The following is a 23284-nucleotide window of genomic DNA, read 5'->3' as shown; positions in this document are numbered from 1 at the left end:
ATGCTTAGCGGCATTTATGTCTGCCTGCGCTTTATCCATTTCCTCTCGCTGATGGTCACTTTTGGCTGTGTGCTTTATGGTGCGTGGTGGGCGCCTTCGGCACTTCGTCGTTTGCTGATGCGGCGTTTCTATCCGCTGATGCGCCATCTGTTACTGATCAACGCTCTGTCGGCGTTGCTGATGTTGATGGCGCAGGGCGGTTTGATGGGCAATGGCTGGCAGGATGTCTGGCAGCCTGCTATCTGGCAGGCGGTTGCCGGGACGCAGTTCGGCGGCGTGTGGGTGTGGCAAATTTTGCTGGCTTTCGTGGCGCTGGTTGTGGTGTGGCTGAAGCCCCGGCGTCCGGCCCGTTTGCTGCTGATACTTCTTGCTGCGCAATTGCTGTTGTTGGCGGCTGTCGGCCATGCGGCGATGAATGAGGGGCTCCGGGGAGTCGCCCAGCGGACAAACCATGCGGCACATCTGTTTTTTGTCGCCAGTTGGTTTGGTGGTTTACTGCCGTTTCTCTACTGTCTGCGCCTGGCACATGGCCGCTGGCGGCAGTTAGCCATTTCGACCATGATGCGCTTTTCTCGCTATGGGCATCTGGCGGTCGCCGGTACCATCGTCAGCGGGATGGTGAATGCGTTGTTTATTCAGGGCGGGCTTATCAGCGCGTCGCCCTGGGGACGAATGCTGTTGTTCAAATGTGTTCTGGTGGCGGCAATGGTGGCAATTGCGCTGGTGAACCGGTATGTTCTGGTGCCCCGCTTGTCGGTAAACGGAACGCGGGCGCAGCGGCTCATTGTGCGTACAACGCAGATAGAAATCGCGCTGGGCGCGCTGGCGCTGTTTGCCGTCAGCCTGTTTGCCACCTGGGAGCCTTACTGAATTAACGGGTTAAATCATGAAAAAAATCGTTCTGACAATGTTGTTACTGGCAAGTTCTGGCGCCGCGCTGGCCGCGCCGCAGGTGATTACCGTGAGCCGCTTTGAAGTGGGTAAGGAGAACTGGGCGTTTAATCGGGAAGAGGTGATGCTGACCTGCCGTCCGGGCAATGCGCTATTCGCGATTAACCCCAGCACTTTGGTGCAGTATCCGCTGAATGAAGTGGCCGAGCAGCAGATGAAAGCGGGCACGATCAACGCGCAGCCGATTTCGGTGATCCAGATTGACGATCCGCAGCGACCAGGACACAAAATGCCTCTCACGCCATTTATTGCGCGTGCGCAGAAACTCTGTTGATCGATATTTGCATCTGGCTATATTCGCAGTCTTCGCAGTCAAAAAACCGCCATTATCCCTGTTCGGGAGGGGCGGTTTTTTTGTTGCTCCTGGCGCATATGTCAGGAATTATTCGTCCACTTTTGTCGCGGACTGGAAAACCTGACGCGGTAAACTACGCTTATAAGGCAAGGCGACTTAGCCTGCATTAATGCCAACTTTTAGCGCACGGCTCTCTCCCAAGAGCCATTTCCCTGGACCGAATACAGGAATCGTGTTCGGTCTCTTTTTATCTGTATGTTTTTAATGCTTTTCTGGAACTGAACAATATTACCCGAATATCCGTATTCGGTCTGACCATACTCTGCTCCGCGCCGTGAGAGTGCGGATATTCTGTGAGCATGGGGAATTCTTGAGAGCAGACCATCCTTCGGTGGTTTGTTAATGGTCTTCGATTTGGCGGATTAACGCGCAGTTTTGCTGCGAAAAGGCGTGATTTCTCATGTTGGTTTTTGTTTTACCGGCGGGGAGAGGCAAGGTGAGAATTTGTAAGTGGACCCTGGACAGCATTGCAACAAAAAACTGACTAAAAAGAGTTAAGAAGAAAAGAAAACACCTGCACGTAATCAGGCCCATAGTGCAGGTGAAGTTTATGGGCCAACATCGGAAGTCGCTCAGTATACACATTTGTATGACAAATAAAACAGCGGACAGGAAAATGCGTTAACACTTCATGCGGTTATTTCATCAGGGTGTTTACTACCCGAACGGTACGACAGGATACGGCGGGCATACAAATTGCCACAGGGCCTTTATTCTGGCGCCACAAAAGTCGGATATAGCCAGCTTTCGAGATAACTCACCAGGATCCAGATTTCATTGCTAAGAATAAACCAGAGCGCAGAGGCTAAAATAGTCAACAGGATAGCCAGAAGGAGGATTTCTGTTTTGCTCATAACGGCAATAGGTGCTCGGGAAGCGTGCAATGAAGTCATGATAGTAACGAAAACCTCGTAACGGATGCAAACGCCGCGACACCAAACGGCATTTATCCTGTGGAACAGGCACTGTTAAGGATGGCGGGAGCGCGCTGGCGTGTCATGTTAATCCATGAGCCTCGTCATCCGGGAAGCCATATCGTCCAGCAACTGGAAGCGACGGCGATATTCTGCGCGTTTCTTACTGGCAATATTTTCCAGTTTCTTTCTTTCCAGCCGGAGCGGTAAACGCCAGCACAGATCCCCATCCGCAATACCCTCAATAGATTGCCAGAACTCGTCGTAACTGGCGTGAAAGTGGCGTCCTTTGCTCAGCCTGTAGCGTAGCGCCCGGAAAACGTGACCGTTATCGCTCACCCCGTAAATGCGCTGAATGTTGCAATGCGCGGCCAGCAGCCAGATGAACTCCAGCAGTAAACGTTTCGGAAACAGACCATAGCAGGCGCGAGTCGCCCGTTTAATGACCTCATGGGGGATATGACTGCGCGGGCCCTGTAGACCGCCGATGATCAATTGCCATTGCGCCTGCTGGCGGATAACGCTGAAGGTGGCGCTGGCGAGCAGGGTTTGATCGCTATCGTGCAGCCACAGGGTCGTCTCTCCCTCGCGCTCCGCTTTTCCCGCCGAGGAGGCGGAGAGGGTAAACCGGTGATCATCTTTGCCTGTGAGTATAAGCAGCGGCATCTCTTTTGCCGCGGTCATCGCGCAGGCAAGACGTGAACCGGAGAGTGAATCGATAAACTGATAGTGGCTAATGATTGCCTGCGCACGCTGGTGAGCGCTGAATCCGCGAATCAAATACTGGCGATGGACTTTTCCCGGCAAGGTTCCCTGGGCGGAGAGGAGCTGGTTGAAGTCCGCGCGCGCTGACAAATTATCCAGCATATCGCGCGTTGGCGCATAAAATAAAGCCGTGCGCAGCAAAAACTTAAGCCGGTAATGACGTTTGAGCCAGATCGGCGCGGGAGTCAGTCGGCCCATTACCAGGTCGGCAATAAGATTTTGATGTCGTTCAACGACATTAGCTGAATGCAGGCTGTTATCCGTCACGGTGAATACCTCGTTGTTATTTGGCCTGTATTCTATGGATATAGCGTGATGAGCTTAATGTCCTGGCGAACTATATTTTGTTTTCGTTTAAAATTGATTGAGGTGTAAAGATTATCGGCGGGAAGTGGAGTAATTTCCCCGTCATTATGCCAGGAGGATGAAATATGTATCAGCGCATTGACGGTTCCGCGTGGCGTAATATCTGGCTGGTCGGCGATCTGCATGGCTGCTTTACGCCGCTTGTTGCTGCGCTGCGTGAGCGAAAGTTTAACCCTTACCAGGATCTGCTTCTCTCGGTAGGCGATCTGATCGATCGCGGGCCGCAAAGTGTGCAGTGTCTGAATTTACTGGGCTGCCGCTGGTTTTACGCGGTGCGCGGAAACCATGAGCAGATGGCGCTGGAGGCGCTGGCGAGCAGCGACATGATGCTCTGGGAGATGAACGGCGGAAACTGGTACAGGCAAAGTTCGCCGAACCAGCGGCGGCGGCTCGCGGAGATGATTGGCCGTTGCCGCCGTCTGCCGCTGATTATTGAACTTCACAGCGGCGAGCAGGTGCATGTGATTGCCCATGCTGATTATCCGGCAGCGGTGTATTGCTGGCAGCAGCCGGTGGATGAGCTGCAGGTATTGTGGAATCGGCAACGCCTTAACAACCATCTGGCCGGGCGTCACCACGCGATGACCGGCGCGGACCATTTCTGGTTCGGTCATACGCCGCTTAAACGGCGCTATGACTATGATAACCAGCACTATATTGACACCGGGGTGGTGTTTGGCGGGGCGCTAACCCTGGTGGCGCTACAGCAGGCAGGTTAAAAGTCGCTGTATTCGCGGGCGGGAAGCCAGAAACGATCAATAAAATCTTCTACAGGAAAGCAGCCGCCGTGGCGTATCCGCTGATCGTTCATCGCGTTGATACACTGCCGTTCGTTATCGTAAACATCCACGACGATGTCTTCGCAGCCGCCATCCAGGTAGCAAATAAACAGCACTAAGGCAAACATTCTGCCCTCATCTCTGAGAAAACATATGAATAAGTGTAGGAGATGTCAGGTTAAGGGGGAACAAATAACCCGTCTGAGGCGACGGGTTCATTGGGTCAGGCAAGGCGCATGACCCAGGCGTCGGACTGGCGGTCATAGTGCTTACGGTAGAGGACGGAATGTTCGCCATCAAGTATGGCGGGTATGCTGGTGTCTGCGTCCCATGCATCAAGTTGCATGCATAAATCCGGATCGGATTTACAGGGAATGCTTAACGTTCGCTCTCCCTGCTGTTCGCCATGCAGTTCGGCGTCATCGATTTCAAACGCGCCGATACGTACGCTGGTTTTAGTCATAAATTAACCCCGTTTATCTGCTGAATTGTGGTACGACCAGTCAAGGGCCGACATTTTTCAGCGTAGACAAACGTGCGAAAACCGCCAGTGAAAAAATGCGGTTTTTATGCGCCGCATCACGACTTGCCGCTAAACAGCTTCCCGTCGCGGACCAGTTCGCGGGGATAGCTATTTTTTAAACGCGATCCCACTTTTTTCGCCAGTCCCAGCGGCGCGCCCTGAAAAGTGACAATGACATCGTCCTGCAGCGGGAGCGTTTCAGGGTAGATGTCGCGACCGCGATACCACTCTTCCGCCTCGGCCTGGGTCAGTTCAAAAGGCGCAGCTGGCGCGGCAAAGGCAATAATCGCTTCATGTTGCCAGCGGTAGCCTTTATTGTGCGTTTCGGCAAGACGAATCCCGATACGGGAGAAACGAACTTTACCAAATAATGCGTCGAGCGCCCGGGGAAACAGCCAGATTTCTTTATCACGCTGCCAGAGTGTATGGCTGGCGTCCCACCGCAGGCCAATAGCGGCGGCAGCGGCGGTAACGGCGGCAGATTCACGATTTTTCAGCGGGGTGAACGGAAATTTGCCAACCTTATAGCCGGGCGTGGGGAGTGGTTCGATGGCGGCGGTTTTACGCAGTCGGGCGACAAAGAAGCCTTCGCAGTCAAAAATCTGCGGGAAGACGTGCAGGAATCCCTCTTCGGTCAGCGCCTCGTTAGCCTGCGGGAACAGCGAACCGAGCGGCAACACTTCCGCGGCCTGCGGGAAGCGGGCTAATAGTCCGTTGACCACATCTTCGTTTTCCTGCCGGTTCAGGGTACAGGTGGAGTAGACCAGCGTGCCGCCCGGGCGAAGCGCGTGGAATGCGCTATCGATCAGTTCACGCTGGGTTCGTGCGATTTCCTCGTTGCTTTCCGGCGACCAGTTTTTCAGCGCATCGGGATCTTTACGCACCACGCCTTCGCCGGAGCAGGGCGCATCGAGCAGAATAGCGTCAAAACACTCCGGCAGCGCGGCGCCGAATACCCGGCCATCAAAATGCGTTAGCGCCACGTTGCCGATACCGCAGCGGCTGATATTGGCATGCAGCACTTTGACCCGACTGGCGGAATATTCATTCGCCAGAATCCCGCCTTCATTGTTCATCCGTGCGGCAATTTGCGTCGTTTTGGACCCCGGCGCGGCGGCGACGTCCATTACCCGCTGCGGCATTTCATTGTCCGCAAACAGCGCGGCGACCGGCAGCATGGAGCTGGCTTCCTGAATATAAAACAGCCCGCTGAGATGTTCCGCCGTACTGCCAAGCGGCACGGCGTCAGTGTCTTCGCGTTCGATCCAGAAACCTTCTTCGCACCAGGGCACTGGCGTCAGTTGCCAGCCGTAGGGTGCAACCCGTTGCAAAAAGTCAGCGACGGTGATTTTCAGCGTATTGACACGAATGCTTCGGCGCAGCGGACGCTGGCAGGCGTCGATAAAGTCAGCGAAAGAGAGATGCGCTGGCATCGCCGCACGCATTTGAGCGAGGAATTCTTCAGGGAGATAGACAGGGTTTTGAGCCACGAGGTGCGCACCACAACAAAATAAGGGGACGCAGTTTACCATAAAGGCTCCGGCATCGGACACCGGAGCCTTTGGTGTTAACGTGGCAGAGCGGTACCCCATTCGCGCCACTCTTTTGGTTCACTCTCCAGCAGCAGGAAATGTTTGCCATCCTGTGCTTTCGGCGCCAGCGGCGTACCCGGCGGCGTCGCAAAAGCGATACCGCCGCGAATAAACTGATTAAAGGTTCCGGTTTTTACCACTCCGCCAATCAGGCCAAAATCGAGGCTATAGCCGGAAGCCAGCCAGAATACGGAGTTGTTGCGTACCAGATACTGATAACGTTTACTGATGCGCAGTTTCACCATCACCCGATCCGACATTGAGCCAAGCGTCAGACCGGTCACCGTCCCGACTTCAAGCCCACGGAATAGCACCGGCGTACCGATACCCAGTGAACCCGCTTCCGGGGCTTCCACGATAATGCTCAGACCGTCGATATAACGTGAATCGCTAATCGTGGTTTCCTGAATTTCGAAATCACGACTCGGTGCGCCACGGCCGGGTTCGACGTTGATATAGGCCTGGAACAGGGTATCGAGATTCTCGACACCGGCTGCGGAAATTTGCGGCGTAATCACGGAGAAACGGGTCCCTGCGCGGGCAAACGTATTAACGTATTCCGGGTACAGAACGGCCTTCGCCTGTACTTCGTTTTTGGCGGTAATTAAATTCAATGATTGGATCTGGCCGATATCAATCCCCAGATAGCGAATCGGCATACCTTCCTTCATTTTTCCGGCGTCGAACGCATGCAGGGTGATTTGTCCGCCGACCGCACGGGCGGCGGTTTCCGATGCATACAGAATGCGTTTATTATCGATACGCGCGCCGGAACTGGCGCCGCTGAGGTTATCAAAACTGATTGCTCCTTTCAGCGCGCGGGAAAGCGGGGAGGCCTGGACCGTCAGACCGCTGCCGTTAAGCTGAACTTTGGCGCCGCCTTCGGCCCAGAATACGCTGTTGCTGGTCAGCAAATGACGGTATTCCGGCTGGATATGGATATCGATCTCAAAGGCGTTTTTCCGTGGACGGACGCTGATGATTTCGCCTACCGCAAATTTACGATACAGCACCACGGAGCCTGCCTGTATGTCCGGCAGCGTCTCTGCGGAGAGGCTGAGGGTGGTGGTGGGCACGTCGCTCAGGCTGTTTTCCTGCGCTTTTTCCTGATTAGCGTACAGCGGATAGTGGCGTTGCATCTCCCCTTTACTGCCCGGAATAATGCGAATGCCGCCGTTGAGCCACTCGCTGGCGCTGGCGCCAAGGAGCTGTACGCCGTCGAGGCCAACTTTGACATCAATACGGCTGTTGACCACGAATTTGCTGTCGCCATGAATCAGAGAACGATATTCCGGCATCACGGCCACCTGGAAGGTTACGCCATCGGCGTGCAGTTCGCGTTCCAGCACCTGACCGATTTGCACGCCGTGCAGGATCAACGGCTGTCCGACATTGATACCATAGCTTTCCGACGCGTTCAGCGTCACCGTAGCGACATTCGGCTCTTCGAGCAGCGATTTATCGGCCGGCAGAACCACAAAGTGGTCGCGCGGCTTGCCTTCACCGGGAATCAGTTCGAAGGTCGGTCCGGTCAACAGCGCGCTGATATCAGGATTCTCCAGAGAAATTTTCGGTTTTTTCATCTGAATCAATGTCTTCTCACGCAGCAGTCCGACGACGCTCGGGTCGACAGTCATTTCACCGGTCACTTTCCCGTCGGCATTCAGATTCAGCTTGCTAAGCAGACCAACCTCCAGGCCCTGATACATCAGCGGCGTGGAGCCCGCTTTGAGTCCCGCGCCATCGGTAAGTTCCAGTTTAATTACGACGCCGCGCTGGCTGTGGGCCAGATCGTCATATAGCCGGTAGTCGCTATTTTGTTGGGCCTGTGGCGAATTATTCGGTGAATCAAAGGCAATAGCGCCGTTAACCAGCGCGGAAAGACTTTCCAACTGGACTTTCGCGCCGCTTAAGCTGATGTCTGCCTTAACCCCGGAAACGTTCCAGAAACGGCTGTCTTTTTTCACCAGATTGGTGAACCGACGTTCAATCAGAACATCAATCGTCACGCCCTGATTGTTGGGATTAATGGCGAAGTCATAAACCCGGCCGACGGGAATCTTGCGGAAATAGACCAGTGAGCCGCTGGTTAACGCGCCTAAATCCGCCGACTTGAGGTGAATCATCAGCTCGCCGTTATTAATGTGGTATTGCGGCTGAGTATCGAGGGCGACAAAGTGATCTTCCGGATCGCCCTGGCCGGGCATCATGCCGATATAGTTCCCGCCGACCAGCGCATCAAGGCCTGAGACGCCGGCAAGAGAGGCTTTCGGCGTCACCAGCCAGAATTGTGTATCCTTGCGCAATGCATCTTTCATATCCCCTTTGATGCTGGCTGAAACTTCGATCTTGCTCAGATCTCTGCTCAGAGAGATATTCTCTACCGTGCCGACTTCCACCCCCTGGTAGCGGATGGGCGTGCGCCCCGGCACGATACCATTAGCTGACTGGAAGTCGATGGTGATCGTCGTGCCGTGATTTTGGTAGCTGGTCCAGATGAGCCAACCGGCAATCAGGAGCGCAATGACCGGCAGTAACCAGAATGGCGAGATGCGGCGTTTAGTTTTGATTTTGGCTTCAGTCGTCGAAGCGGGCGTTTCCTGACTCATGTGCGTCCCAAAGTAAGCGGCTGTCCAGCCATTCTACAGCGAGGATAGTTAATATCACTGCGGCGCCAAAATAGACCGCGGCGGGCCCCATCGTAAACGCGAGGAGCTGATCGCGATTGATTAGCGACATGGTTAATGCAATGACAAAAAGATCCAGCATTGACCAGCGACCAATCCAGGTAATCAGCCGCAATAGCCGGATGCGGGTACGTAGCCCCTGTTCGCATTTAAATTGTATGCTGAGCAGTAGCGTAAATAACACAATAACTTTAGTGAACGGCACCAGAATACTGGCAATAAAAACCACGCCAGCGATGGCGATGTTGTTGTTCGCCAGCGACATAATGCCGGAAATGATAGTGTCATCCTGGCGGGTACCGTTGATGTAGATAATCGATATCGGCAGCAGGTTCGCCGGAATCAAAAAAACCATCGAGGCAAGCAGCGCCGCCCAACTCTTTTGCAGGCTCTGCGGTTTCCTGTGGTGCAGAGGCGTATGGCAGCGGCGGCAGCGGCCACGGTTATCGCGATGGCCGGTATAATGGCAGCCAGGGCAAACTTGTAAGCGACTATCCGGCTGCTGCGCCGGGCGAGTGGGGTAAAAACGCGTCCATAGCTCCTCGACATTCAGATGAATGAGCGTCAGGATACTGAGCAACGTCAGGGAGATAAACGCGATAAGCCCGATTCCCGGTTGCAGGAACGCATAATCCTGCACCTTGATGGCGGCGACGCCGATGCCGACCAGATAAATGTCTAACATGACCCACTCTTTGAGCCGCTCCAGCATCAGCAAAACCGGGCGCAGATTCATTCCCAGCACGTTACCTAGCCACAGATAAGCGATGGAGACGACCAGCAGAACCGGCGCGACGATAGCGCAAAACAGCACCATCGCTGCCGTCAGCGGATCGCCCTGGCTGGTCATTTGCCAGATCCCCTGAAGTACGTTAGCGTCAATACGGACACCAAGCAGGTGCAAATGGAGAAGCGGCTCGGTCCAGGCAAAAGGCATTAGCAGTAGCATGGTGATAGCCATGCTACCCAGCCGGGAGAGCGACCAGTCACGACCATCACGGATTTTAGCGTTGCAGCGAGGGCACCATGCGCTTTGATTCCTTTTAAGGACCGGTAAGTGGAAGAGCAGATCGCACTGCGCGCAGCGCTGGTAATGGGCGTGCAGAATGGGCTCGCTTACCGCGTGGACGACGATCTTTTTCGCTGGCGTAATCCGGGATATTTTTAGTGGCATTTATAACGTGCGTGAATGAGTGTATCTCTCTATCTTAACCCAGGAATGAATTCATCTTGAGCATGAACGCATTTAAAGCTTATTTTATTAGAGTGTACGTGTCAGGTAGTCAGGCAACTAAGCGAATAAATAATGAACAAATCAGAATTTTACGCGGATCTGAACCGCGATTTTCAGGCGTTAATGGCAGGTGAAAGCAGTTTTTTGGCGATGATGGCCAATACCAGCGCGCTGCTGTTTGAGCGGCTGGCTAATGTGAACTGGGCGGGTTTCTATCTGCTGGAAGGCAATACGCTGGTTCTTGGCCCGTTCCAGGGCAAGCTGGCCTGCGTGCGTATTCCGGTTGGCCGCGGTGTCTGCGGTACTGCGGTTGCACAGAATCGCGTGCAGCGCGTAGCGGACGTGCACGCGTTTGACGGACACATTGCCTGTGATGCCGCCAGTAATTCTGAGATCGTCTTTCCGCTGCGGGTGCGTAATCAGGTGATCGGCGTCCTGGACATTGATAGTACGGACTACTCTCGTTTCACCGCTGAAGATGAACAGGGGCTTACCGAACTGGTTGCGCAGCTTGAAAAATGCATTTCTGCGACTGATTATCAAAAAATATTTACCCACGCCGCAGGATAATCAACGGATAACGTAGCATTTAGCGATGGCGTCATTATAATGACGCCTGTTCATGCCTGCGGCTTGTTGGCGACGTCCGTTGTAATCAGGAAATTTCATGGAAAATCAACCTAAGTTGAATAGCAGTAAAGAAGTCATTGCGTTTCTGGCCGAACGTTTTCCTCAGTGTTTTAGCGCTGAAGGGGAAGCGCGCCCCCTGAAAGTCGGTATTTTTCAGGATCTCGTCGAACGTGTTGGCGGAGAGATGAATCTCAGTAAAACCCAACTTCGCGCTGCTTTGCGTCTCTATACTTCGAGCTGGCGTTATCTCTACGGCGTTAAACCCGGCGCTGTCCGCGTCGATCTCGACGGCAATCCTTGCGGCGAACTGGAAGAGCAGCATGTCGCTCATGCCCGCCAGCAACTGGAAGAAGCAAAAGCTCGCGTTCAGGCGCAGCGTGAGGCCCAGCAGGCGAAAAAACGTGAAGCCGCCGCCGCCGCAGGTCAGTCGGAAGAGGGCGCTCGCCGTCAACGCAAACCGCGTCCTCAGATGCGTCGCAAAGAAGGCGCTGAACAATCGCGTAAACCGCGCCCGGCGGTGGCCAGGGCACCCCGTGAAGAGCGTCATACCCCTGTATCAGATGTGTCAGTATTGACCGTAGGTCAGGCGCTGAAGGTGAAAGCCGGTAATAATGCAATGGACGCCACCGTCCTGGAAATCACCAAAGATGGCGTTCGTGTACAGCTGACTTCTGGTATGTCAATGATTGTACGCGCAGAACACCTGGTGTTCTGAAACGGAGGCCGGGGCAGGCATGAACAAATTCTTTAAGCTCACCGCGTTGGCGGGCCTGCTGGTTATAGCAGGCCATGCGTTCGCCATAGATGATATCACCCGGATTGATCAAATCCCCTTGCTGAAAGAAGAGCCGCAGCATGCGACGGTGAGCGAGCGCGTGACATCGCGCTTTACCCGTTCTCACTACCGCCAGTTTGATCTCGATAATGCCTTTTCGGCGAAAATTTTCGATCGTTATCTGAATCTGCTTGATTACAGTCACAATGTGCTGTTAGCCAGCGATGTCGCGCAGTTCGCCACCAGGAAGGACCAAATCGGTGATGAACTGCGCAGCGGCAAGCTGGATGTCTTTTACGATCTGTATAACCTGGCGCAGAAGCGGCGTTTCGAGCGCTATCAGTATGCGCTGAAGGTGCTGGAGCGTCCGATGGACTTCACCGGCAATGACACCTTCAATCTTGATCGCAGCAAGGCGCCCTGGCCGAAAAACGAGGCTGAGTTGAACGCGCTGTGGGATGCGAAAGTGAAGTTTGACCAGCTTAGCCTGAAGCTGGCGGGCAAAAACGATAAAGAGATTCGTGAAACCTTAACCCGTCGCTACAAATTTGCCATTCGTCGTCTGGCGCAAACCAACAGCGAAGACGTTTTTTCGCTGGCAATGACCGCTTTTGCCCGCGAGATCGATCCGCACACTAACTACCTTTCACCGCGTAATACCGAGCAGTTCAACACGGAAATGAGCCTGTCTCTGGAAGGTATCGGCGCAGTGTTGCAGATGGATGATGACTACACGGTGATCAACTCTCTGGTTGCTGGAGGTCCTGCGGCGAAAAGCAAAGCGCTCAGTGTGGGGGACCGCATTGTTGGCGTTGGACAGCCGGGTAAAAGCATCGTTGACGTGATTGGCTGGCGTCTTGATGATGTCGTCGCGTTGATTAAGGGGCCGAAGGGAAGCAAGGTCCGTCTGGAAATTCTGCCTGCCGGTAAAGGCGCGAAAACGCGTATTATCACTTTGACGCGCGAACGTATTCGCCTTGAAGACCGTGCGGTGAAAATGTCAGTCAAAACCGTCGGCAAGGAAAAAGTTGGCGTGCTGGATATCCCGGGGTTCTATGTCGGCCTGACGGATGACGTGAAGGTGCAACTGCAGAAGCTGGAGAAACAGAACGTCAGCAGCATTGTTATCGACCTGCGCAGTAACGGCGGTGGCGCGCTGACCGAAGCGGTTTCGCTTTCCGGCCTGTTTATTCCATCCGGTCCGATTGTTCAGGTACGCGATAACAACGGTAAGGTACGCGAAGACAGCGATACAGACGGTGTGGTGTATTACAAAGGTCCGCTGGTTGTGCTGGTTGACCGCTTCAGCGCCTCGGCGTCTGAAATTTTCGCCGCAGCGATGCAGGACTACGGTCGCGCGCTGATCGTCGGTGAGCCGACCTTCGGCAAGGGGACCGTCCAGCAGTATCGTTCTCTGAACCGAATTTACGATCAGATGCTGCGTCCGGACTGGCCGGCTCTGGGCTCTGTACAGTACACCATTCAGAAATTCTATCGTATCAATGGCGGCAGTACGCAGCGTAAGGGCGTCACGCCGGATATTATGATGCCGACCGGTACCGAAGAACGCGAAACCGGCGAGAAGTATGAAGATAACGCGCTGCCGTGGGATAGCGTCAACGCCGCAAGCTATGTGAAATATGGCGATCTGACGCCGTTTGAGCCGGAACTGCGGAGGCTCCACGATCAGCGTATCGCGAAAGATCCAGAGTTCCAGTACATCATCAAGGATATTGCGCGCTATAACGCGATGAAAGACAACCGCAACATCGTTTCTCTGAACTACGCGAAGCGTGAAAAGGAGAATGAGGAAGATGATGCGATTCGTCTGGCGCGCATTAACGATCGCTTGAAACGGGAAGGCAAACCGTTACTGAAGAAACTGGAAGATTTACCGAAGGATTACCAGGAGCCGGATCCGTATCTCGATGAAACGGTTGATATTGCGCTTGACCTGGCTCATCTGGAAAAGGAACCGCCAGCCGGTAAATAAGCATACAACGGGCACAAGTGATTGTGCCCGTTTTCATTTCACTCACTGCTGCGCGTCCTGTGGGCACAATGTCGGTCAGTTCAGTCGCTCTCCGGGATTTTACGCCGGTTTATTCGCCTGGGTAATTATCCTTTTTCTTGCCGTGCTTTGGCGAAATAGCGCATTTTTCCCCATGTAGATCTGTGGCCTGTGAACGGCATCGCGCGTTTCGCTCGCACCATGATCCGGATGTTTTTTGCTTAATCTCAACAAAATGTCAACCTCTCTTCCGGGCGTCAGCAAGATGCTACAAAATGTAAAGTTGTGTCTTTCTGGTGACTTAGCCGCCCCTGATAGTTGAAAATTGGTGTTCTACCCATACCATGTGGGTAATCGCATAGTGCGTTTTGTTAAATTGAGGTTAAAAGAAAATTATGATGCGAATCGCGCTTTTCCTGCTGACCAACCTGGCAGTGATGGTGGTATTCGGGCTGGTGCTAAGTCTGACGGGAATTCAGTCAAGCAGCATGACCGGGCTGCTGATCATGGCGCTGTTGTTTGGTTTTGGCGGTTCTGTCGTTTCGCTGCTGATGTCGAAATGGATGGCGCTAAAATCGGTGGGTGGAGAAGTTATTGAGCAACCGCGTAACGAAACCGAACGCTGGTTAATGAATACTGTCGCACAGCAGGCACAGCAGGTGGGAATCGCTATGCCGCAGGTGGCTATCTACCATGCGCCAGATATTAACGCTTTTGCAACTGGCGCACGTCGCGATGCGTCTCTGGTCGCCGTGAGCACCGGGCTGTTGCAGAATATGAGTCGTGATGAAGCAGAAGCGGTTATTGCCCACGAAATCAGCCACGTAGCAAATGGTGATATGGTCACCATGACGTTGATTCAGGGGATCGTAAACACCTTCGTTATCTTTATCTCGCGTGTTATCGCGCAGATTGCGGCCGGTTTCCTCGGCGGCAACCGTGATGAAGGGGAAAGCAGCAACGGTAACCCGCTGATCTACTTCGCGGTTGCCACAGTGCTGGAGCTGGTATTTGGTATTCTGGCCAGCATTATCACTATGTGGTTCTCCCGCTACCGTGAGTTCCACGCGGATGCCGGTTCAGCAAAACTGGTGGGGCGTGAGAAGATGATCGCTGCGTTGCAGCGACTGAAAACCAGCTACGAGCCGCAGGAAGCCAGCAGTATGATGGCGTTTTGCATCAATGGTAAAGCGAAATCTATGAGCGAGCTGTTTATGACGCACCCGCCGCTGGATAAACGTATCGAAGCGCTGCGTAGCGGAGAATATCTGAAATAACGCTTCGCGTCGGGAACAGGCACTAAAATCCGCAACTTTCGGGCCTAATGCCGTTCACTTAAGCAAATCATCGGTGTTATCTTTTGTTTTATTTGCCTGTGGCAATTGCATTATCGGTGGTTCTGGCGAGCATGACGCATTTTTCGTTTTCACCCATTCAGATTCCGTGGTCTGTTCCGTTCACGATAAATTCGCGGATATTCGTTATATCCACAGCGTGTGAACGGGCAGGGGGACGTTTCGCCCGTCCCCCTGCACCCCCGGCATTGCGCTGAAAACCTGCCGCTGCGCGGTCCGCTCCACTCCGGCTTCATCTGGCGGACCGGGCGGGACTCGACGTCCCTGTCTCGACCCGCCCTCTGGCCGCCGTCCTGGCGGCCAGTCCTGGATGCGCGCCTGCGTTCTCGCCAGGTTTCCTTGATGCGCCCAACCCCCATGCGGTGAGTCCGTTATTCGTCAGGGGCTTTTCAGAGGCTGAAAATTATAAAAAGGTTATATCCTTTATATTTCAGCCCGTATCAGCTCAGTTAGTGAATCAACCGAATCAGATTTTCGTTGAAACCACCGATTGACAGAACCGCTCAGCCAGCCATAAACGCAACTGACAGCCCTTAACTGACCAGCATTACAACCTTCGGACTATCCCTTTTCTACAGCCCGGTGCGTGGCTGCGTGACGCGAAGTCCGCTGACGGCGGCGGCAACAACCGCAAGTGAACCAGCCAGCACAAGCGCGGTGTGGGTTCCGTCTGTGTCCAGCAGATTAAACAGAAGCGCCACCAGCGCCGCGCCGATGCTTTGCCCAAGCAGACGCGCGGTACCCAGCATGCCGCTTGCGCCACCGCTACGATGCGCGGGCGCTGATGAGACGATGGTGTGATTATTGGGAGATTGAAACAGACCAAAGCCAGCGCCGCAGAGCGCCATTCGCCAGATGATATCCAGATCGGCAGGCGCAGAGGGCAGTAACGCAAGACCGAACAGACCTCCGGACATCACGAGGAGTCCGATCGCGCCCAGCAGACCCGCATGAACTTTTTCAATCAAATATCCCGCCAGCGGCGCCATGACCATGGTAGCCAGTGGCCACGGTGTCAGGAGCAGGCCCGTCTCCACTTCGCTGCGGCCCATCGTTGATTGTAAGAAGAACGGCAGCGAAACCAGTGCCAGCATCTGCGCGCAGAAAGAGCAGATTGAGGTACAAATCGAGAGAGAGAATAGCGGGATCCGCAGCAGATCCACGGGCAACAGAGGAACCGGCATCTGTAGCTGACGGCGGACAAAAAAGACGCCAACGACCAGCATTACAGCGAGTTCCAGCAAAACTCGTTGGGTGGACTGGCCCTGGGCGAATCCGCCGAGAGCGGTGATCAGCAAGCCAAAAGTGAGCGCATTCATGATCGCGCTTGGCAGGTCGAAGCGGGTTATTTTACTTCGCCCGGCATTCGCTGGCAGAAAACGCAGTGCGAGAATCAGCGAAATAATACCCAGAGGTACGTTAATCAGAAACAGCCACTGCCATGAAGCTATTGCGAGAATGGCTGCCGCAATTGTTGGCCCCAGCGCCGAAGAGACCGCCACAACGAAAGAGTTGATCCCCATTCCGCGACCGAGGAAGCGTTGAGGGTAAATCAGACGTATCAGCGCGGTATTGACGCTCATTAACGCAGCACCGCCGAGGCCCTGCGCGACACGCGCCAGCGTAAGCATCTCCAGACTACGTGAGAGCGCGCAGGTCAGTGAGGTAAAAGTGAAAACCACCAGTCCGATTTTATAGATACGCCGGTAGCCGACCATATCGCCGAGGAACGACAGCGGCAGTAACGCGATTACAATGGCGATTTGATAGGCGTTAACTATCCAGATTGAGGACGCTGGCGAGGCATTCAAATCGCTGGCGATTGTCGGAAGTGCAACGTTGGCGATTGCGCCATCCAGCACCGCCATGGTTAAACCTAATATGATGGTCAGAATGGCGCCGTAACGCTGTGGTAAAGGCAGGCCATCTGGGATGTTATTATTCATGCGAAATGTATGTCTTTATAGAAACTATTTACTGGATAATGATTTTAGCATTGATTATTCAGCGGTATGTCGCAGATTTGTAACCAAGACGCAGAAGAACGATTGCGGGTATCGGGATGCGAATTTATAATAAAAACTGGTTCTGATTTTTATAAAACAGTTGCGATGAGGTGATAAATGGCAGTTGCGGATTTGGATAAACAGCCAGATTCTGTCTCTTCGGTATTGAAGGTTTTTGGCATTTTGCAGGCGCTTGGTGAAGAGCGTGAAATCGGCATTACTGAACTGTCCCAGCGCGTTATGATGTCAAAAAGCACCGTTTATCGCTTTTTGCAGACCATGAAATCGTTGGGTTATGTGGCGCAGGAAGGTGAATCGGAGAAATATTCTCTGACCCTGAAGCTCTTTGAACTGGGGGCGCGGGCATTGCAGAATGTCGATCTGGTGCGCAGCGCAGACATTCAGATGCGTGAGCTTTCTCGTCTGACGAAAGAGACTATCCATCTGGGCGCGCTTGATGAAGACAGTATTGTCTATATCCATAAAATCGACTCAATGTACAATTTGCGCATGTACTCGCGTATTGGTCGTCGTAATCCGTTGTACAGCACGGCAATCGGTAAAGTGCTGCTGGCATGGCGCGACCGCGCGGAAGTCGAGCAGATTCTGCAGGGCGTAGAGTACAAGCGCAGCACGGAGCGAACCATCGCCAGCACCGACGCGTTACTGGCGGTTCTGGATAAAGTTCGTGAACAGGGGTATGGCGAAGATAACGAAGAGCAGGAAGAAGGGTTGCGCTGCATCGGCGTACCGGTCTTCGACCGTTTCGGCGTGGTCATCGCCGGGCTGAGTATCTCTTTCCCGACGCTGCGTTTTTCTGAAGAACGCCTGAACGAGTATGTGGCGATGCTGCATACGGCGGCGCGTAAGATTTCTGAACAGATGGGCTACAACGATTATCCGTTCTGACCTCGTCTCGCTTGTCATTCGGGCTACGGTGTAGCCCGGATCATGACTAACCGTTGTCAACAACTATGGCGCTTTTTCGCAGAATAGGGCAATCGGTAATGCCGATAATACCGCTGCTGGAATGAACATATTGTGCGGTACTGATGCCGCGGGCGGTAAGATATTTGCACTGTAACCCTAATCCGCCGACATTTTTACTGCTACCCATTAAAACACCATAACCGCTTAATAACACGGCAATCCACAGGATAGCCAGTACCATAATGGTACGAATGAACAATCGCATTATTGCCTCAAGATTTATATTATCCCGGCGTTTATTCTCTCATGAACACGCGCTGAAACAAGTCCATGATTCCTAAACGTGCCTTTCGTCTTACAGTTAGCCGCGGTTTAAGAAGGTCATGTTATCCTGGCGACATCTGATACTGACGCGGAGAGTGGAGTGAAAAAATTACGGTGGGTTTTGCTGATAGTCATCATAGCGGGCTGTCTGCTGCTATGGACTCAGATGCTTAACGTAATGTGCGATCAGGATGTGCAATTCTTCAACGGCATCTGCACTATCAACAAGTTTATCCCCTGGTAAGACAATTTTAATCTGACTGATTTTCTTCTGCCATGTGAGTGGTAGAATGTACGCCTTCTCTTTGAGGTGGTGAAATGAGTGAATTACTAAATTCTGGCGTCGTAAGTCTGGCATCGATGGTACTTTCCATTGTGCTGTTACTCGTCGGCCTGTTGTTATGGTTTTTTGTTAATCGCGCCAGTTCGCGCGCCAATGAGCAAATTGAGCTGCTGCAAGCGTTGCTGGATCAGCAAAAACGGCAGACCGCGTTGCTTCGCCGTCTCTGCGAGGCCAATGAACCGGAGAAAGAGAGCGTGGCTGAATCTTCCTCCGCAGAGACGCGCAAAGGTGACGACGACCTTATCCGCCTGGTCGCTGAGAGGTAGTTTTGCTGAGCAGGCGTGCATCAGCGTGGTGTGTGCCTGCATATCACCCCTTCCTATAACTTATTCTTATCTGTTCTCTTTATCCCTCTTGCCGTGCGGTAAAGGGGCGGCCATTCTCTTTTCATCCTTATGTTTCAGCACGTTGCTTCGGCAAAAAAATAAAAGGAATAACCAGACTCATCTTGTGCCTGATAGTAAAACCTTGTCATCAATACTTCATTATTAACATTTAATATCGCAACACTATTTCAGTGCTTTTAGTTAGCGTATTTCATTATTACGGATGACCAGGGTGTTTCGCAAATTTCCAGCTATAGATATGAGCAATTTGGTGCATCGTTATGCAGTTGTCCGGTTGTTTTTTAAGCCTGATCGTGGGTGTCCTCGGCAGGATGATCGGAGTGAAGTTGTTGAGCTATAGTAAAAAAGTTAACGATACAGGCCCTGTTTTCTGACGGATGGCAGGGCGGCGTGAAGTCGATGGAGAGGCGAGCTAAGGCGCATAAATGTGCAGGCGATCAAATGATTACCTTATATTATGTGCGAGCGATCGTGAGCCGTCTAAAAATGGCTTGCCATTATTTACGTAGTATGTGATAACACATTTCGGGTCAAACGAGGTACAGTTCTGTTTATGTGTGGCATTTTCAGTAAAGAAGTCCTGAGTAAACACGTTGTCGTTGAATACCGCTTCTCTGCCGAACCTTAATATTAGTGCCTCATGCAGTGATGTGTCAGTTTTATCTATGTAAGTGCCTAAGGGCGAAGAAAACAGTCTAAGGAATTTTGCAAATGGCAAAGATTAAAGGTCAAGTTAAGTGGTTCAACGAGTCTAAAGGTTTTGGTTTCATTACTCCGGCTGATGGCAGCAAAGATGTGTTCGTACACTTCTCCGCTATCCAGGGTAACGGTTTCAAAACGCTGGCTGAAGGCCAGAACGTTGAGTTCGAAATTCAGGACGGCCAGAAAGGTCCAGCTGCAGTTAACGTAACTGCTATCTGATTAAGACCAATGAATCTTGTGAGAAAGCCTTGCGTTTGCGAGGCTTTTTAGTTTTTATTGCAAAACATTTCATTTTCGCCTCCTCCGTTGCGCTTTGTTGCAAAACAACACCTTTATTAGCACTGTTTAGCAGTCTGTTTTGTATATTTTCTGTTAAATCAGGTGGTTGCAAAATAATGCTGGAGCTAAGGTGCAAAAGAACAAAAATAAATCAGCCGCCAATTTTACCCCTCTTCGGTTTGGGTTGTTGTGCGTAGCTATTCTCGCATGTCTTGGGCTGCTGCTCGCCCGGGTCGGCTGGCTGCAGATTGTCTCCCCTGACAATCTGGTGAAACAAGAAGATATGCGTTCTTTGCGTGAAGAGCCCATTGATGTGCCACGTGGAATGATCAGTGACCGCGAGGGGCGGCCACTGGCGGTCAGTGTTCCGGTGAGCGCTATCTGGATCGATCCGCAAACGACCCTTGAAAAAGGAGGCGTAGGGTATAGCCCGCGCTGGCAGGCGATGGCTGAAGCTTTACATCTTAACCTTAGTGAACTGGCCCGTCGCATCGCCGCGCATCCTCATGCGCGCTTTCTCTATCTGGCGCGCCAGATAAATCCTGAACAGGCGGAATGGATTGATAAACTTCACCTACCGGGGATCAACCTGCGCGATGAATCGCGTCGTTTCTACCCGGCGGGCCATGTCGCCGCTAACCTGCTGGGCTTTACCAATATTGATAATCAGGGAATTGAAGGGGTTGAGAAGAGTTTTAATGCCCAGTTAACCGGTCAGCCTGGGCGTCGGCTGGTACGTAAGGATCGCCACGGCAACGTTATCGAAAATATTACGGAAGTGCCTGCTGTTCCTGCCCACAATTTGCAGTTAAGTATTGATGAGCGTCTGCAAACGGTAACCGAAGATGCCCTGGATAATGCCGTACGCTGGAACAAAGCGGAATCCGGCGCGGCGGTGTTGATTAAAATCGATACCGGCGAGATCCTGTCGATGGCCAGCTACCCGGATTTCAATCCCAATAATCGCGATGACGCGAAACTGGATGATTTCCGCAATCGTGCCATCAGCGACACGTTTGAGCCCGGCTCAACGGTGAAACCGCTGGTGGTGATGACCGCTCTGCAGCAGGGGATCGTTCAACCGGATAGCGTCGTGGATACCCACCCCTTTGTTATTGATGGTCACCGTATTCGTGACGTAGGTTACTATCCTGAACTGAGCCTCACCGGTATTCTGCAAAAATCCAGCGATACCGGCGTTTCGCATTTATCTCTGGCTATGCCGGTACAGCATCTTATTGATACATATAAGGCATTTGGCTTCGGTGAATCGACCGGATTAGGGCTGACCGGCGAAAGTGCGGGGCTGATGCCTAATCGCCGCTATTGGGGGCAACTGGACCGGGCAACCTTCGCCTTTGGGTATGGTCTGATGGTGACACCTCTACAGTTGGCACATGTTTACGCCACGATCGGCAGTTTCGGTATCAAGCGGCCGCTATCGATTACCCGCATCGACCCGCCGGTAATGGGGACCAGGGTGATGCCTGAGAAAATCGTACACGAGGTCGAACACATGATGGAAAGTGTCGCTTTACCGGGCGGTGGTGGCGTCAAAGCCGCGGTACGCGACTACCGGGTTGCGGTAAAAACCGGAACCGCAAAAAAAATCGGCCCGGATGGGAAATATATCGATAAGTATATTGCCTACACTGCGGGCGTTGCTCCTGCCAGTAACCCGAAATTTGCGCTGGTGGTGGTGATGAATAACCCAAGCAATGGATCGTATTACGGCGGGGCGGTTTCGGCGCCGGTATTCAGCCAGATTATGGGCGATGTTCTGCGTCTGGAAAACGTCATCCCGGACGGGATGCCGCAGGGCTCAGCGAATCTCATCGTGATGCATAATGATAAGGTGCAGTCGCCTGCGTTGTAACGGTGGTCTGTGGGGAAGAATAGCGCTACACTTTCGCCCTTTCTGCAACACCGGAGTTGTTATGTCTTACAGTTGCCCGCTTTGCCACGCGGCGCTTACTCGCCGCGATAGTAGCTATATCTGCCCGCAGCGGCATCAGTTTGATCTGGCGAAGGAGGGATACGTTAATTTGCTGCCGGTGCAGTTTAAGCGCTCCCGCGATCCGGGCGACAGCGCTGAGATGATGCAGGCCCGGCGAGCCTTTCTTGATGCCGGGCATTATCAGCCGCTGCGCGAGGCTATCTGCGCTTATTTGCAGACGTTCGCGCCGACAGATTTACTGGATATCGGCTGCGGTGAAGGGTACTACACACACGCTTTTGCGGCTATCGCCAGTCATTGCTGGGGGCTGGATGTATCAAAACCTGCGGTCCGCGCGGCGGCAAAGCGTTATTATCCGCAGGCTAATTTTTGCGTTGCCTCCAGCCAGCGTCTGCCATTTGAGAATGAAAGCCTTGATGCGATTGTGCGAATTTATGCGCCCTGTAATGCCCTGGAGCTGGCGCGTGTGGTCAGGCCCGGAGGCTGGGTGATTACCGCCACGCCAGGGCCTCGCCATTTGCTGGAGCTGAAAGGCGTGATATACGACGATGTGCGCTTGCATGAGCAGAATTCTGAAGCGATGCCAGGGTTCACGTTACGTCATCAGCAGCGGCTGGCCTATCCGATGCAGCTGAGCGGCCATGAGGCGGAAGCGTTACTACAGATGACGCCGTTCGCGTGGAGGGCGAAGCCAGAGGTTCGTGAAATGCTGCGCCAGCAGGTATCATTTGACTGCCAGACCGATTTTGCTATTCACTGCTGGCAGCGCGACGTCTGAGTCATCAGCCGATGAAATGTCCCCAAAGTATTTGAACGCCAATACCAATCAGTACGATACCGCCGAGTATTTCAGCCCGTTTGCCGAGCAGCGGGCCGATAAAACGTCCTACCATAATACCGAGTGTTGACATTATCAGCGTGGCGCAGCCGATGGCCAGTGCGGTAGCGATAATGTTGACTTGCAGAAACGCCAGACCTACGCCGACGGCCATTGCGTCCAGACTGGTAGCGAAGGCGGTGGTGACCAGCAGCCAGAAACTATGGCGGCGGGGAACGTCACACTCCGGGATATCGCTGCTGCGGAATCCTTCGATAAGCATGCGTCCGCCAAGAAACACCAGCAATACAAAGGCAATCCAGTGATTCCATTCCAGAATGAACTGGCTGGCGATCATTCCCAGTCCCCAGCCAACCAGAGGGGTAAGCGTTTCGATAGCGCCAAAGATAAGTCCCGTACGCAGGGCTTCGGAAAATTTAGGTTTATGGAGGGTCGCACCTTTACCGATAGAAGCCGCGAAGGCGTCCATCGACATGCCGAAGGCAAGAAGAATTGTAGCGGATACATTCATAAGAGCGTCCTGACCGGGGATAATCCATATGACACATCGCCGCCCCCAGTAAATATATGTCGCGTTTCCTGATGATGAAACGCCACATACAGCAGTGATGCGTCTATGGT

Annotated in this window: 23 protein-coding genes and 1 pseudogene; 14 read left to right on the top strand and 10 right to left on the bottom strand. The window is 53.1% G+C overall.

All coding sequences use genetic code 11. From position 1 onward, the window contains the following. Together copD and ABK821_RS11510 are read left to right on the top strand one after the other, a co-directional pair. Positions 1 to 870, top strand: coding sequence for a copper homeostasis membrane protein CopD (gene copD / locus ABK821_RS11515; RefSeq protein ID WP_142501489.1), 870 nt, complete (start codon positions 1 to 3; stop codon positions 868 to 870). Between the two features lie 16 nt (positions 871 to 886). Continuing rightward, positions 887 to 1225 (top strand): YebY family protein, encoded by a 339-nt coding sequence (locus tag ABK821_RS11510; RefSeq protein WP_171034889.1) that lies wholly within the window; start codon positions 887 to 889, stop codon positions 1223 to 1225. 791 nt (positions 1226 to 2016) lie between these two features. On the opposite strand, the gene ABK821_RS11505 is transcribed toward ABK821_RS11510, so the two are convergent. Both ABK821_RS11505 and ABK821_RS11500 read right to left on the bottom strand, forming a co-directional pair. Next, positions 2017 to 2160 carry an Ecr family regulatory small membrane protein gene (locus tag ABK821_RS11505; RefSeq protein WP_171034888.1) on the bottom strand — a complete coding sequence of 48 codons (144 nt, stop codon included), beginning with the start codon at positions 2158 to 2160 and terminating at the stop codon, positions 2017 to 2019. A 147-nt stretch (positions 2161 to 2307) separates the two neighbouring features. Beyond that, the gene (locus tag ABK821_RS11500) at positions 2308 to 3252 is read right to left on the bottom strand and encodes a VirK/YbjX family protein (RefSeq protein WP_343178919.1); all 945 of its coding nucleotides are present in this window, start codon (positions 3250 to 3252) and stop codon (positions 2308 to 2310) included. Between the two features lie 164 nt (positions 3253 to 3416). Between ABK821_RS11500 and pphA the strand changes: the two genes are divergently transcribed. After that, on the top strand, positions 3417 to 4070 hold the full coding sequence (pphA, locus tag ABK821_RS11495) for a protein-serine/threonine phosphatase (RefSeq protein WP_343178917.1): 654 nt from the start codon (positions 3417 to 3419) through the stop codon (positions 4068 to 4070). Here the strand turns inward: pphA and ABK821_RS11490 are convergent. From ABK821_RS11490 to yebS, 5 genes are all read right to left on the bottom strand, one after another. Continuing rightward, positions 4067 to 4258, bottom strand: a complete 192-nt coding sequence (locus tag ABK821_RS11490) for a YebW family protein (RefSeq protein ID WP_142501485.1) — start codon at positions 4256 to 4258, stop codon at positions 4067 to 4069. The two genes, pphA and ABK821_RS11490, sit on opposite strands and share 4 nt — an antisense overlap. Before the next feature lie 95 nt (positions 4259 to 4353). Continuing rightward, positions 4354 to 4593 (bottom strand): YebV family protein, encoded by a 240-nt coding sequence (locus tag ABK821_RS11485; RefSeq protein WP_138361468.1) that lies wholly within the window; start codon positions 4591 to 4593, stop codon positions 4354 to 4356. 116 nt (positions 4594 to 4709) lie between these two features. Further along, on the bottom strand, positions 4710 to 6143 hold the full coding sequence (rsmF, locus tag ABK821_RS11480; RefSeq protein WP_138361467.1) for a 16S rRNA (cytosine(1407)-C(5))-methyltransferase RsmF: 1434 nt from the start codon (positions 6141 to 6143) through the stop codon (positions 4710 to 4712). Between the two features lie 77 nt (positions 6144 to 6220). Beyond that, positions 6221 to 8854 carry an MlaD family protein gene (locus ABK821_RS11475; protein WP_343178916.1) on the bottom strand — a complete coding sequence of 878 codons (2634 nt, stop codon included), beginning with the start codon at positions 8852 to 8854 and terminating at the stop codon, positions 6221 to 6223. Further along, positions 8823 to 10106 (bottom strand): membrane integrity lipid transport subunit YebS, encoded by a 1284-nt coding sequence (gene yebS / locus ABK821_RS11470; RefSeq protein ID WP_138361465.1) that lies wholly within the window; start codon positions 10104 to 10106, stop codon positions 8823 to 8825. The genes ABK821_RS11475 and yebS overlap by 32 nt, the downstream gene beginning before the upstream one ends. Before the next feature lie 132 nt (positions 10107 to 10238). Here yebS and ABK821_RS11465 point away from each other — a divergent pair, with 132 nt between their 5' ends. The 4 genes from ABK821_RS11465 (at position 10239) to htpX (ending at position 14859) form a co-directional block, all read left to right on the top strand. After that, on the top strand, positions 10239 to 10736 hold the full coding sequence (locus ABK821_RS11465; RefSeq protein WP_138361464.1) for a GAF domain-containing protein: 498 nt from the start codon (positions 10239 to 10241) through the stop codon (positions 10734 to 10736). Between the two features lie 97 nt (positions 10737 to 10833). After that, positions 10834 to 11511 (top strand): RNA chaperone ProQ, encoded by a 678-nt coding sequence (gene proQ / locus ABK821_RS11460; RefSeq protein WP_142501482.1) that lies wholly within the window; start codon positions 10834 to 10836, stop codon positions 11509 to 11511. Positions 11512 to 11530: 19 nt separating this feature from the next. After that, on the top strand, positions 11531 to 13564 hold the full coding sequence (prc, locus tag ABK821_RS11455) for a carboxy terminal-processing peptidase (RefSeq protein WP_138361462.1): 2034 nt from the start codon (positions 11531 to 11533) through the stop codon (positions 13562 to 13564). A 413-nt stretch (positions 13565 to 13977) separates the two neighbouring features. Beyond that, positions 13978 to 14859, top strand: a complete 882-nt coding sequence (gene htpX, locus ABK821_RS11450; protein ID WP_138361461.1) for a protease HtpX — start codon at positions 13978 to 13980, stop codon at positions 14857 to 14859. A gap of 650 nt (positions 14860 to 15509) precedes the next feature. On the opposite strand, the gene ABK821_RS11445 is transcribed toward htpX, so the two are convergent. After that, the gene (locus tag ABK821_RS11445; RefSeq protein ID WP_138360216.1) at positions 15510 to 16883 is read right to left on the bottom strand and encodes an MFS transporter; all 1374 of its coding nucleotides are present in this window, start codon (positions 16881 to 16883) and stop codon (positions 15510 to 15512) included. A gap of 177 nt (positions 16884 to 17060) precedes the next feature. Between ABK821_RS11445 and kdgR the strand changes: the two genes are divergently transcribed. Continuing rightward, positions 17061 to 17852 (top strand): DNA-binding transcriptional regulator KdgR, encoded by a 792-nt coding sequence (gene kdgR, locus ABK821_RS11440; RefSeq protein ID WP_138360217.1) that lies wholly within the window; start codon positions 17061 to 17063, stop codon positions 17850 to 17852. 46 nt (positions 17853 to 17898) lie between these two features. Here the strand turns inward: kdgR and ABK821_RS11435 are convergent, their stop codons facing one another. Next, positions 17899 to 18138, bottom strand: a complete 240-nt coding sequence (locus ABK821_RS11435; RefSeq protein WP_138360218.1) for a YobH family protein — start codon at positions 18136 to 18138, stop codon at positions 17899 to 17901. A 159-nt stretch (positions 18139 to 18297) separates the two neighbouring features. Here ABK821_RS11435 and mgrB point away from each other — a divergent pair, with 159 nt between their 5' ends. The 6 genes and pseudogenes from mgrB to rlmA all read left to right on the top strand — a co-directional run bounded on the left by mgrB (position 18298) and on the right by rlmA (position 22603). Next, positions 18298 to 18441, top strand: coding sequence for a PhoP/PhoQ regulator MgrB (gene mgrB / locus ABK821_RS11430; RefSeq protein WP_138360219.1), 144 nt, complete (start codon positions 18298 to 18300; stop codon positions 18439 to 18441). Positions 18442 to 18515: 74 nt separating this feature from the next. Continuing rightward, the gene (locus ABK821_RS11425; protein ID WP_138360220.1) at positions 18516 to 18806 is read left to right on the top strand and encodes a YebO family protein; all 291 of its coding nucleotides are present in this window, start codon (positions 18516 to 18518) and stop codon (positions 18804 to 18806) included. A 634-nt stretch (positions 18807 to 19440) separates the two neighbouring features. Then, a pseudogene (locus ABK821_RS11420) lies at positions 19441 to 19586 on the top strand (DUF2627 domain-containing protein). Positions 19587 to 19598: 12 nt separating this feature from the next. Further along, a complete protein-coding gene (gene cspE / locus ABK821_RS11415; protein WP_001062678.1) occupies positions 19599 to 19808 on the top strand; it encodes a transcription antiterminator/RNA stability regulator CspE in 210 nt (69 codons plus the stop codon). A gap of 190 nt (positions 19809 to 19998) precedes the next feature. After that, the gene (ftsI, locus tag ABK821_RS11410) at positions 19999 to 21744 is read left to right on the top strand and encodes a peptidoglycan glycosyltransferase FtsI (RefSeq protein ID WP_138360221.1); all 1746 of its coding nucleotides are present in this window, start codon (positions 19999 to 20001) and stop codon (positions 21742 to 21744) included. A 61-nt stretch (positions 21745 to 21805) separates the two neighbouring features. Further along, a complete protein-coding gene (rlmA, locus tag ABK821_RS11405; protein ID WP_138360222.1) occupies positions 21806 to 22603 on the top strand; it encodes a 23S rRNA (guanine(745)-N(1))-methyltransferase in 798 nt (265 codons plus the stop codon). A 4-nt stretch (positions 22604 to 22607) separates the two neighbouring features. Here rlmA and mntP read toward each other — a convergent pair whose 3' ends face one another. Next, entirely contained in the window at positions 22608 to 23174 is a 567-nt protein-coding gene (gene mntP / locus ABK821_RS11400; protein WP_138360223.1) for a manganese efflux pump MntP, read from the bottom strand. Positions 23175 to 23284 lie beyond the last annotated feature (110 nt).

This window comes from Klebsiella sp. KE9456 (assembly GCF_043832615.1).
Classification (GTDB): Bacteria; Pseudomonadota; Gammaproteobacteria; order Enterobacterales; family Enterobacteriaceae; genus Klebsiella; species Klebsiella indica.
This window is presented reverse-complemented; position numbering and strand designations above follow the sequence as displayed.